General features: G+C 35.4%; 9 protein-coding genes. 4 read left to right on the top strand and 5 right to left on the bottom strand.

The window, feature by feature from the left end:
• Positions 1–137 precede the first annotated feature (137 nt).
• Positions 138–1910 (bottom strand): SLC13 family permease, encoded by a 1773-nt coding sequence (locus MCY_RS03045; protein ID WP_007346901.1) that lies wholly within the window; start codon positions 1908–1910, stop codon positions 138–140.
• Positions 1911–2261: 351 nt separating this feature from the next.
• On the opposite strand from MCY_RS03045, the gene MCY_RS03040 reads away from it, so the two are divergent.
• Both MCY_RS03040 and nhaA read left to right on the top strand, forming a co-directional pair.
• Complete coding sequence (locus MCY_RS03040) at positions 2262–3980, top strand: hypothetical protein (protein WP_007346900.1); 1719 nt, start codon at positions 2262–2264, stop codon at positions 3978–3980.
• A gap of 135 nt (positions 3981–4115) precedes the next feature.
• Positions 4116–5486 carry a Na+/H+ antiporter NhaA gene (nhaA, locus tag MCY_RS03035; protein ID WP_007346899.1) on the top strand — a complete coding sequence of 457 codons (1371 nt, stop codon included), beginning with the start codon at positions 4116–4118 and terminating at the stop codon, positions 5484–5486.
• A gap of 1326 nt (positions 5487–6812) precedes the next feature.
• Here nhaA and MCY_RS03030 read toward each other — a convergent pair.
• The gene (locus tag MCY_RS03030) at positions 6813–8069 is read right to left on the bottom strand and encodes an aspartate kinase (RefSeq protein WP_007346898.1); all 1257 of its coding nucleotides are present in this window, start codon (positions 8067–8069) and stop codon (positions 6813–6815) included.
• A 189-nt stretch (positions 8070–8258) separates the two neighbouring features.
• On the opposite strand from MCY_RS03030, the gene ubiG reads away from it, so the two are divergent.
• Positions 8259–9002: a bifunctional 2-polyprenyl-6-hydroxyphenol methylase/3-demethylubiquinol 3-O-methyltransferase UbiG gene (gene ubiG, locus MCY_RS03025; protein WP_007346897.1), complete on the top strand. Its 744-nt coding sequence runs from the start codon at positions 8259–8261 to the stop codon at positions 9000–9002.
• A gap of 17 nt (positions 9003–9019) precedes the next feature.
• On the opposite strand, the gene grxC is transcribed toward ubiG, so the two are convergent.
• Positions 9020–9277 (bottom strand): glutaredoxin 3, encoded by a 258-nt coding sequence (gene grxC / locus MCY_RS03020; RefSeq protein ID WP_007346896.1) that lies wholly within the window; start codon positions 9275–9277, stop codon positions 9020–9022.
• Between the two features lie 49 nt (positions 9278–9326).
• A complete protein-coding gene (locus MCY_RS03015) occupies positions 9327–10112 on the bottom strand; it encodes a ComF family protein (RefSeq protein WP_026087995.1) in 786 nt (261 codons plus the stop codon).
• A 196-nt stretch (positions 10113–10308) separates the two neighbouring features.
• Between MCY_RS03015 and MCY_RS03010 the strand changes: the two genes are divergently transcribed.
• On the top strand, positions 10309–11193 hold the full coding sequence (locus tag MCY_RS03010) for a methyltransferase domain-containing protein (protein ID WP_007346894.1): 885 nt from the start codon (positions 10309–10311) through the stop codon (positions 11191–11193).
• Between the two features lie 13 nt (positions 11194–11206).
• On the opposite strand, the gene MCY_RS03005 is transcribed toward MCY_RS03010, so the two are convergent.
• Complete coding sequence (locus MCY_RS03005; RefSeq protein WP_007346893.1) at positions 11207–12565, bottom strand: L-cystine transporter; 1359 nt, start codon at positions 12563–12565, stop codon at positions 11207–11209.
• Between the last annotated feature and the right edge of the window lie 292 nt (positions 12566–12857).

The raw sequence follows: 12857 nt of genomic DNA, 5'->3' as shown, positions 1-12857 counted from the left end.
ATAAAAAATACCGAATCGCCATGATAAAACTGTGATATAGTTTCCAATTTCAATCAAAGCTCTTCATACAAAGTATATTTCTTCAATATATGATTAATAGCCTTTTGTAATTGATCCTCAAAACTTCTGAAAGTATCCTATTGTAACGGCCAAACCCACATAAGCATCGGAACAGCAACAATAACGATCAACACCGCTAATGGAGCACCCAAACGTGGATAATCGCTAAAATGATATCCTCCTGGTGCCATTACGAGCATATTGCTTTGATGTCCAATAGGTGTAAGGAACTCACATCCCGCACCAATTGCAACAGCCATCAAAAAAGCTTCAGGTTTATAATGAAGGGAATGAGCAAAACTTGACGCAATTGGTGCGACCATCATCACTGTTGCTGCATTATTTAAAAATGGCGTGACCAACATGGCTGTCACCAACATAAGTGCTAAAGCACCAGATGGCGGGAAAAATACTGCCAATTGGCTCAACCATTGACCAATGAGATCCGTACATCCTGTTTTCTCTAATGCTTCACTCACTGGAATAAGAGCCGCTAATAGTACTAATATTGGGCCATCTAATGCCTGATACAGATCACGCACAGGCAAAACGCGAAAGATAACCATTGCTGCAGCAGCAGAAAAAAAAGAAAAAGCAACTGGAACAACATGAAAAGCTGTAAAAATAATGGCTATAAATAAAATAGCTAAAGATATAAAACCATGTCGTAAATTTCCAAACACAATATTTCGTTTTGCTAAGGGTAAGCATTTCAATTCTCTTAACAAATTTGGAATAACCGCATCCTGCCCTTGCAAAACAATGACATCTCCAAGATGGAAGATAATATCATCAAGTCTTCCACGCACCCTTTCATGTTGACGACTTAACGCAAGCAAATTGACATTATAGCGATCAAAGAGAGAAAACTCTTTTGCACTAATACCAATAAGAGGCGAATTATGGGTGACGACTGCTTCAATAATATCAATGTCACTGTCCTTATCACCTGTAAAAATAGTTCTCTCCTTAGAAAACTCTAAACGAGCAGAATTCATCACACTATCTAACCCTGTATGCGATCCTTCCAGCAAAACAATATCGTTTTCAGACAAAACAAAATCTGGTAATGGTGAAATAGATACTTTGTTTCTGATGATTTGAATCACCATAACATCACCACTTGAGGGCTTAACCAAATCAATAATACTTTTCCCCACAATCGGTGAATTTATTGGAATATGCACTTCTGCAACATAATTACGAATATCAATGGCATCATCAAACGATACACCTGAACGCACACGCACAGGCAAAAGCCAATAAAAAAAGACCAAATATACAACACCAGCCATCGCAATAACTGCACCAACTGGTGTAAAATCAAACATAGTAAAAGGTGTTCCTGCTAAACGTTCTTGCATCGCTGAAATAACAACATTGGGAGATGTTCCTATTTGTGTCATAAGCCCCCCCAACAAAGAACCAAAAGCCATGGGCATCAAAAAGACAGAAGGAGAAACCTGAGAACGACGAGCAAATTGAAAAGCTATCGGAAGCATTATAGCCAAAGCGCCAATGTTTTTAACAAACATGGATAACATAACAACAGACAAAACCAAAAAAGCTAATTGAACACGCACCGATTTCACATCTGGCCATATCCGTTGAATAATAAATTCCATTATACCAGAGCGAGATACAGCCGTACTAACAACAAAAACACTCCCAACGATAACAACGATATCATTACTAAAACCGCTAAAAGCTTCCTTCGGGCTGACAAGACCAACAGCCCAAGCTATTAATAATGTACAAATAGCGACAAGATCATAACGAAATCGATCCCAAATAAAAACAACCATCATGAGACCAATAATCGAAAAAGCCATTATTTGATTTTCTGTCATAACATTCACTTCCCCCATTAAATTATAATGAATAAAAACATATCTTTTATGTTTTAAATACTTCTATAAACAGCAGCAAGTTAAAAGCAGACATAGAAATATTTTAAGATAATTTAAAGTAATAAAAACCATAATGCGCATAAACTTATCTCTCATTAATTCTTTGTTTTTTCTATAACATATTGAATCAAAAGAAAATTAATAAAATTGATAAAGCTATATTGCAAAAAAGATAAGAATAATTCTAATATAGAGCATAGATGATTGTTGAAATCGATACATATTATATTTAAACCTTTGCCATGGCTGAAAAGAGTCTATCTTCACTCTCAATTCTAAAGAGTGATAAAAATGAAAGAAGAAAAAATGGTCAATCTTAAGAGTAGGTATCAAAGTAACCTAAAATATTGGCTCATTTGCATTATTGGATTTATTTCTATCTTGGCAATGATAGTTGTTGTTGGATTTTACATCGCCAAACCCTATCTTGACAATTTTGTAAGACAAGAGATAGCCCGTCGCGCCATAAAAGCAGAAACATCTGAAGTGAGCATTCTAGGTAAAGTCAACTTGACGAATGTTACATTACCCACTCCAACCGGTACATCACTTAAAATTGGTGCCATTTCTGCCCGTCCTCCTCTTTCCTTTATTCCTGGAACTTTTACATTTTATAATGTTGATTTAAAATATACTGATAAGCATAATAATATTCGTGTAAAAATTCCCCGAATTTCTCTCAATAGCGTCTTTTTAAAGGAAAAGGATAATACAATCACATCGCACCTTTTGCAGTCAATTATGCGTATTGAAACTTCCTCAATCATTGCTCCTAATATACAACTTTTTGCAGATAATCCAAATGAACTCATCGAAAAATTTGAGATAAAAGACTTTCAGCTCTCTGATTTTAAAAATGGTCATATTCGTTCCGTTGGCATCAAAAATATGGACCTTAAAATGAGCATCATAGATAGTAACAAACAAGTGTATATGGTAACTAAAAGCGATGCAATAGAAGCACATGATATTGATATAAACCATGCCTATGCTATTCTTATGAGGAAAGGTAATTCTGTCACTCAAGTAAAAAACATTACTGGTTCTATTTCTCTAAAAAATCTAATGACTGATATTTTCAAAGGAAAAGAGAAGAACGCTTATCTGGCTATTGGTGCATTTAAAACATCCGGCTTTAAAATAAAACCATTCAACCAAACACCTCAAAAATTGTTTAACGCTTACCTGAATGTACGAGAACAAAATAATCCTATCGCTGGAAAAAAAGCGCTGCATGATATGCTTACAAATAAATTCTCTAATATTACCTTAGATGATGCAGAAGTGAGGAACCTCGTCATCGATGTACCACAGCTTAAAGAAACACTTGAGTCATTCCAATTCAAACAAAGCTTATGGAAGCAGCCTATACCAAAAAAACTTCTTATCTCTTTCAACAATCTTTCAATTTTACCTAAAAAAATGAATGAAAAAGACTTAGAGTTCTTAAAAAATCTGAACTTTGAGCGCTTTGATCTTTCAGGAAAATTAGATATTTCTTATGATGAAAAAAAGCATATCCTTTCTCTTAATTCAATGTCTTTAAACATAAAAAATGTTGGATCTGGAGAAATATCGGCTAAGGTTATTGATGTTGATGAAAAGCTTTTTTCTGGTCAGAAAAATATAATGATTTCTGCTTCTCAAGACCTTGGTATCAATGAAATTGATATAAAATATAGAGATGCTGGCTTCATTGATAAGATTTTTTCTTATCTTGCGCAAAATCTTAATGACAGCAAGCATAATCTTAGAAAGGAACTCTATGATGATTTCTATCTAATGATTACACAAACCCCTAAAATACTGCTAAAAAATCATGCTGAAGCAGAAAAAATTTCAAAATCCTTAGATGAATTTGCTAAAAATCCACAAACATTAATCGTTAAAATCAAAGCAAAAGATAATAAAGGTCTTACAATGGTTGATCTCGAATCTGCTCTACAAAATGATCTATCCAAGGCTTTAAGCAAAATAGATCTTACTATTAAAAATGAAGCATCGCCTTAAACATTTTGTGCTTTAAATATGATGATCTTATCTATAAATTAAGAACTTTATTCCTCTTTTTGCTTTTATATGATACAGAAGGTATTATACAAAAGAATATGGAATCATTAAAGTTGTTAATACGTGGAGTTGTTCATGTCTGATTTATTTGCAAATCGCTTGCCTAATCGCGCTTCTCGTGTTACTGATCGGGCTCTTTCTGCTATCGAGCGTTTTCTCCATATTGAGGCTCTTAGTGGTATTGTTCTTTTATCAGCAGCAGCTGCTGCACTCATTTTTGCTAATTCTCAATATGCTGATCTTTATGAATCCTTTTGGCATACACCTCTTGGTTTTAATTTGGGTCATTTTACTCTTTCATGGGACTTACATTTTTGGGTCAATGATGCCCTTATGACTGTTTTCTTTCTCGTCGCAGGAATGGAAATTCGACGCGAAATTCATGAAGGTGCTCTTGCCGATTTTAAACAAGCAATTTTGCCCATTGTTGCTGCAATAGGGGGTGTTTGTTTCCCTGCAATTATTTATTTTATCCTCAACTTTAACGATGGGCATATACATGGTTGGGCTGTTCCAACAGCAACAGATATTGCCTTTGCTTTAGGTATTCTTGCTCTTCTTGGAAAAAAGATTCCTTCTAATCTTCATATCATTCTTTTATCATTAGCGATTATTGATGATATTATCGCTGTTCTTATTATTGCTTTTTTCTACTCAACAAACATTGATCTTAGTGGTTTAATGATTGTGGGAGCGGGTATCGCTCTGGTACTCTTTTTTCAATGGATCGGGCTTGCATCAGCATGGCTTTACATTTTACCTGGTGCAATCATCTGGTGGGGGTTAATGGTAACAGGCGTTCATCCATCACTTGCTGGTGTAATCTTAGGTATGATGACTCCTGTTTTTCCTACACGCACTCTTGTAGCGCCACTCACCATGCTCAGCAACGCTATGCAAATTCTCCAAGAAAAAAACACAAAAGCAGATCTACATCATATTTCAACTGCATTGAAAAAAATGCGCAAAGGACAACGGGCAATGATTGCTCCAGTAACACAGGTCCAAAAAGCACTGCATCCATGGGTTGCATATGGCGTAATGCCGATTTTTGCCTTCGCAAATGCAGGAGTAAGTTTTGCAAACTTTAACCTTGTTTCTGATAAATCATTCTTAATTGTTCTTGGTGTTGTCATTGGTCTTTGCGTCGGTAAACCTCTTGGCATTATCACTGCCAGTTATCTAGCCGTAAAATCAGGGTTATGTCGTCTACCTCCTCATATGACATGGACGGGTATCTTACTTATTGGTTTTTTAGCAGGAATTGGCTTTACAATGTCTATTTTTGTTTCAATGCTTGCTTTTAAAAATATTATCCTGCTTGATGCTGCAAAAATTGGAGTACTTTGTGGCTCTGGTTTATCTGCTCTTATCGGTCTGGGATATGGAGTTATTTATATTAAGCGTAATAAAAAAATTTCTCATAGTCCTCAAGCAACTAACTGAAATAGAATTTTATGCAAGCCTTTTAAAAAGGGATTTTGCTTATTTGTTTGATTTGGATAATATTTAACGTGAAAATAGTTTATTAAACATAAAAAGAAGTTGTTTCATCTCCTCTTTACATTTATGAAAGGGAAAACAGGCCTTATTATACTATCTCTACTAGCCTCTAATGTTGCCACATTCTTTGATCTTTGAGAAGATTCGTAAAAGATATTTCTACTCTTTTCTTCAATAACTTTTTACTTATACACCAGTGCTCATGATATACACAGAAATGATTTTAATTGATGAAATATAAAAAGCTTCGTGATAAGGGAAGTTGTCTTTCATCAGAGCCATTGCTCACTATGAATAAACAATCAATTATTATAAATTAATATATTATATTTAATTATAAGAAAAAGAAATTTTAATATATCTTTCTTCCTCATTGATAAATGAATGGAAAAGTTAGTCTCTTTATAACTATCCCCTCCACTGATAAGTCTTATGAAGAAAATCAAAAATAACAAGGAGTAGCAGTGTAATAACATATTTTCATTTGAAACCATCATTAAGATTTTTACTGCTCAATGCAAATGAACAACGTATACTGAGATAATCAACACAAAAATACAAAACAACTTTCTCAGCAGAACTGTTTGTATAAGAATCATAGAGATTCGTTTTAGACACTTTAACTTCAGCATCGAATTTATTACGATCTGCAATTTTATAACAAAGTGTATAGACGTTAGTTTATTGAAATAATACAAATTTACTCTTTTTTATCCCCCCCAAGAGCTCTTTCCTCTTAACCTATCAATTATTAAAGGCAACATAGCAAGAAGAATTCAATAATCAGTTAAGTAATCTCAAGACTTATTTTTTTCCAACAAATCAATCTACTCGTCACTGATTTTATTGCTGATATTTTCAATAGTTTTAATGCTACCCTTCCTTTAAAAGACATATTATTTTTTTAGGTAAATACATTTTAAGTATAATCTCTTGTTTTATAAATCGCGCGAGAGACCAAAATACCATAATATTTCTCGATTTAAAAGAAAAAGATATCGGAACATTAGAAACTGAAAAATAACTTTAATGCTGCCGCTTTCACCTTTATAAATATAAAGGTATATATCGTTTTTTATCTGTACAAATTCATATTCTCCTAGAATTAAACTATGTCCTAATTTTAAAGATCATGAATACATTTAAAATAAGAGAGTTGTCTTGTAACGAATATTCTCATTTAAGTTCAAAACATAACTCACTCTTAATAAAAATTCTTAATATACTAAAGCTTTATGTACTTGAAATTTTTTGCAGCTAAAAAAATACTTACTTCTTATCAAGAGCATAAACAGCATGTAATGTTCTAACAGCAAGTTCAGTATAAGCACTATCAATCAAAATAGAAATCTTAATTTCTGATGTCGTAATTGCTTGAATATTAATACCTTTTTCAGCTAAAGCCTTAAACGCTGTGGCAGCAACACCTGCATGGCTACGCATTCCAATACCAATTACAGATACCTTAGCAAGATCGCTTTCAAATTGGAGAACATCAAATCCAATTTCTTTACGATTTTTTTCAAGAAGAGTAACGGCTTTTTCTACATCTGCTGATGGTACAGTAAAAGTCATATCCGTTTTTGAGCCATCTTCAGAAATATTTTGCACAATCATATCAACATTAATGCGCTCTTCAGCCAAGGGGCCGAAAATTGCTGCCGAAATTCCTGGACGATCAGCAAGCCGACGAAGGGAAATTTGTGCTTCATCCTTAGCAAAAGCAATACCAGTAACATTTTGTTGTTCCACGATTTCATCCTCATCGCAAATAAGTGTTCCAGAAGAACTCTTTGGATCTTCCATGCCTAGCGCACCAGGATCCTCAAAACTTGAACGTACAAAAGTACGAACCTTATGCACCATTGCCAATTCAACAGAGCGAACCTGCAAAACTTTTGCACCAAGAGAAGCCATTTCTAGCATTTCCTCAAAAGCTACCTTCGGTAAACGACGAGCTTTCGGTTCTATACGTGGATCCGTTGTATAAACACCATCCACATCCGTATAAATATCACAGCGATCAGCTTTTATAGCCGCTGCTATAGCAACAGCACTTGTATCTGATCCCCCACGTCCTAAGGTAGAAATCCGATGATCCGCAGATACCCCCTGAAAACCAGCAATAACAGCAACCTGACCTTCCTGAAAACGCTCTATTAAAAAAGATCCATCAATATCAGTAATACGTGCACTGCCGTGTGCACTATCTGTATGAATAGGGATTTGCCAACCAAGCCATGAACGTGCATTCACACCCATTGCCTGAAGTGTCAAAGCCAACAAGCCTGAAGTAACCTGTTCACCAGAAGCAACCACAACATCATATTCACGAGCATCTTTATGTATAGGTGAAGTATCACACGTCCACTGGACAAGCTCATCCGTTTTACCAGCCATCGCAGATACGACAACTGCAACCTCATTGCCTGCATCAACCTCTCTTTTGACATGCCGTGCAACATTATGAATACATTCAATGTTTGCTACAGATGTTCCACCAAATTTCATGACAATGCGCGCCATTAATAATACTCTTACCTTTACATTCCTTATCTCAAACGATAATGAGAATAAGATGCTGTATCAACTAACCATTTTCTCGACATAGCGAATATCTATCATTTGTGCAAGTTTCATTATGATTATATTAATTTCTCTTGACTTTGTGTAAAATCCACTTGTCTTGATCATTAAAAATAAAAGGAAAGAAAAATGATAGATGAAGTACGAACAACGATTGATCAAAGTGAAATTGATCACTTTTCACGTATTGCTACAGAATGGTGGAATCCACAAGGAAAATTTCGCCCCCTTCACCAATTTAACCCAACACGCCTTGCTTACATCAGAGAAAAAATTTGTTTAGAATTTAAGTGTGATCCTGTTTCACTTACACCCTTTGATAATTTGAAAATTCTTGATATCGGCTGTGGAGGAGGCTTGTTATGTGAACCAATGGCACGGCTTGGCGCTACGGTCATAGGCGTTGATGCTGCACAAACGAATATTGAAGTTGCAAAAATCCATGCAGCCCAAAATAACCTTTCAATTGATTACCGTACAATGACAGCAGAAACACTTGCTAATGAAGGAGAAAAATTTGATATAATCCTTAATATGGAAGTGGTTGAACACGTCGCTGACGTTAATCTCCTCATAGAATCTACAGCAAAAATGCTGAAACCACAAGGGTTGATGTTTATCTCAACACTCAACCGCACGTGGAAAGCATGGGGACTTGCGATTGTAGGCGCTGAATATATCCTACGTTGGCTTCCTAAAGGAACACATGATTATAAAAAATTCCTAAAACCTCGAGAACTTAAAGATTTCTTATCAAAAAACGCTCTGACTATCATTGATGAGATAGGCATTACTTATAATCCATTCAACGATAGTTGGAATCGTTCAAAAGACATGGATGTTAACTATCTCCTTCTTGCAAAACGGTCTTAAGGATATCTAATTTACAACTATTGTATGCCTTGTAATAAGGAATTGAGCTTTCCCTCAGCCTCTAAAGCATAAAGATCATCACAACCACCAACGTGATAATTACCTATAAAAATTTGTGGAAATGTATTGCGTCCATTTGCACGCTGTACCATTTCCTGGCGAAGGGATGTAGAAGCATCGATATCTGTGTATTTTACGCCTTTTTTATCAAGCAAATCACGTGCTTTTGCGCAATAAGGACAGTTAGAACGTGTATAAATTATGATCTCTTTCATAGTATTATCCTCCAATATTTTTTTAATAACACTTACTTTGAAGTTCCTCTTAAGAAGAAGGGAAAATAGAATCTTCTTTAAGGACACGCGAAAATGTTAGCACATCAACCTGGCGTGCACCTGCATATTTTAATGCAGAAGCTGCTGCTGTAACTGTTGCACCGGTCGTAAAAACATCATCAATCAGCAAAACAGAACGCCCTTTGAGATACTTTTTAACCTTATGCGAAACCTTAAAAGCATTTCTTACGTTAAGTTTTCTCTCTCTCGAAGAAAGACTAACCTGCGGACGGGTATGACGACAACGAATAAGCCAACCTGGTTTTAAAAGCTTTTTTTGTGATGCTGCGATATAACGTGCAAGCTCAGCAGATTGATTATAACGTCTTTCCCAAAAACGACGAAAATGCAATGGAATAGGAATGATAACATCGCAATCATTAATAATCTCGCGCCCAGCAAACATCATCCAATTGGCCATAAATGATGCTAATTCTATATGATCACCATATTTTAAGCGTGTTACTAAAGTTCGCGCAAGTCCTTTATGAACAATCGCAGAACGAACGCGTGAAAAAGGGAGAGAATTACGAAGTGCTTCACCACTACGAAAACCATCCCCCATATCACAAACAAAAGGAGTCCCCATAACAGGACAATAAGGTTTCGTGATAAATTGAAGATCTTTCCAACATTCAGAGCAAATCGTGCCATAGGTAGAAACATTTTGCTTACATCCAGGACAAATTGGTGGATAAAGCATAGTTTTTAAGCTCTCAAAGAACTTACTTAGTATATCTCCGCTATTTAATGCCGCTTCTCGAAAATACAACATTATAAATCTAGGCTTTTACAAATTCCCTGCAGAACAAAAGTCCCTTTGTATTTCCTCAATTTATAATTTTAATTCCTTTAAAAACTCTTATCTGCTATAAATTTATTTTTCTTTCACGTTATAAATTTGACAAAGCTTGCACAAAAATGAACCTTTTCAACATAAATTCTTTCATAGATCGAAAGTGTTCCAAAATATGTCGCATCCTTTAATTTTTGATCATAACCGCATTGAACAATTCCGCAAACGCGCCTTTCATAAAGCAAAAAAAGGATATGACTTTTTACTTTCTCACATGGCAGAAGATCTCTATAAACGTCTTAGCACCGTTGATCGCTTCTTTACACTAGCTCTCGATTTACACAGCCATACAGACCTTGCTGCACAAGCTTTAATAAAATCTGGAAAAGTTTCTTCCATAGAACGTATTGAAACCGATGCGCTTTATCAAAGCCATGATAAAAAGTTTCATTTACGTCATCGAGAGTTTCTTGATTTACCCCAAAGTTACTGTGATCTTATTGTTTCGCTTCTTTCATTACAATTGACGAATGATACCCCTGGTGTTCTAAGTCAGATAAAAAATACCCTTAAACCAGATGGTTTATTTTTGGCTGTTATGGCTGGAAATGGGACACTAAGAGAATTACGTGAATGTCTCTTACAAGCGGAAACTGAAATCTATGGCGGAGTAAGCCCTAGGGTCTATCCTTTTGCCGACATTCGTGAGGTAGGAGCTCTTTTACAGCGTATTGGTTTTGCTCTCCCTGTTGCAGATATTGAAGATATCACTATACGCTACAATACAATGTTTGATCTCATACATGATCTTAAAGCTATGGGAATGCAAAATGCACTCATAAAGCGCTCACGTCGCCCTGTATCCAAACGCTTTTTTCTCCGTGCTGCTGAAATCTATGCACAACGATTTAGCGATCAGGATGGCCGTATTCGAGCACATTTCTCTTTTATTTGGCTTTCTGGTTGGGCTCCTCACCCAAATCAACAAAAACCTATACAACCCGGCTCAGCCAAAATATCTCTTGCAGATGCTTTAGTAAAACAGCAAACAAAACTATAACTTAATATGGAAATTACTTTTCAAAGATGCTTTTATCCGTTTTTCTTAATATCTGACTGGTTATAGTTCCAGCCAACATTGAATCACTTACATTTAAAGCTGTACGTCCCATGTCAATTAAGGGTTCAATAGATATAAGTACAGCAACCAAAGAAACAGGAAGCCCCATAATTGGCAACACGATCAATGCAGCGAAAATAGCACCACCACCAACACCAGCAACACCAATAGAGCTCAATGTTACAACACCAACAAGAGTAGCAATCCAAGTAGGATCAAGCGAATTAATCCCTATAGAAGGTGCAACCATGGTCGCAACCATCGCTGGATAAAGACCTGCACAACCATTTTGTCCAATTGTTGCTCCAAAAGAGGCCGCAAAACTTGCAATGGATTGCGGAACACCAATCCACTGCGTTTGAGCCTCAATATTCAAAGGGATACTCGCAGCACTTGAACGACTGCTAAAAGCAAATGCTAAAACCGGCAAAATCTTCTTAAAAAAACGAAAAGGATTAATCCCAGAAATACTAAGCAATACACCATGGATTCCAAAAACTAAAATAATACCGACATAAGAAGCAATGACAAAAACAAGTAAATTTAAAATATCTGAAACACGCGATATCGCTCCTACTTTCGTCATAAGACCAAAAATACCATAAGGCGTCAAAGCAATCACAAGACGGATTAACCGCATAATCCAAGCCTGTGCTACTTGAATAAATAAAAGCGCTTTTTCCCCCTTTTCTGGATCATCTTTTTTTAAAAGAAGGACCGCAGCTCCTAAAAAGGAGGCAAAAATAACAACACTAATAATTGATGTACGCTTGGCTCCGACTAACTCAGCAAATGGATTTTTAGGAATCAAAGATAAAATCATCTTTGGGACATTCATATCTCCAAGTTGAGAAATACGATCCTCGAGAATAACAGAAACATTTTGTCCCTCCTGTACCAAACCATTTGCTGTCAATTCAAAGACATTAACAACCCAAACACCAACCAATGCTGAAAGAGCAGTGGTAAAGAGCAATATTGAAATTGTCATGATACTCATTTTACCAATGGCATAAATAGAATGCAAATGAGCAACCGCTGAGACGATAGAGACAAAAACCAATGGCATAACAATCATTTGTAATAACAAAATATAACCATTACCAACAATGTTAAACCATTCAACGGATTTCAATAAAGTGGCATCACCTTCTCCATACACAACTTGTAGAACACTTCCAAAAATCAAGCCAAGGATAAGTCCTAGCATAACACGTAGAGAAAGACTCCATTGCATTATTCTCTTACTTTGGGCAACCAACAATACAAAAATAACAAAAAGAACTAAATTGATAAAAAAATTAAATGTCATTTTTCATGCCCACTATTGTTATGGTTTATGTGAAAATACAGATTACAGCTAATATGTAACCTCAAAAGGTAAACTGTAGATATTGCTATTACAAAGCCTTTATTATTTATCTCTTAATGGCACTTTAAAGAAGATAAGAAATTCAGATACAAGAATTATTTATAAAGTTTTATTCTAAAAACTGCTTCTAACACGAAATAAAATATAAACAACATCTTATTCTAAGAAATAATTTAAACAAATTATTCATTATTTGAATAATATATAAGTTTTATGTAAAATAACTTATTGT

This window comes from Bartonella rattimassiliensis 15908 (assembly GCF_000278215.1).
GTDB classification, from domain to species: domain Bacteria; phylum Pseudomonadota; class Alphaproteobacteria; order Rhizobiales; family Rhizobiaceae; genus Bartonella; species Bartonella rattimassiliensis.
This window is presented reverse-complemented; position numbering and strand designations above follow the sequence as displayed.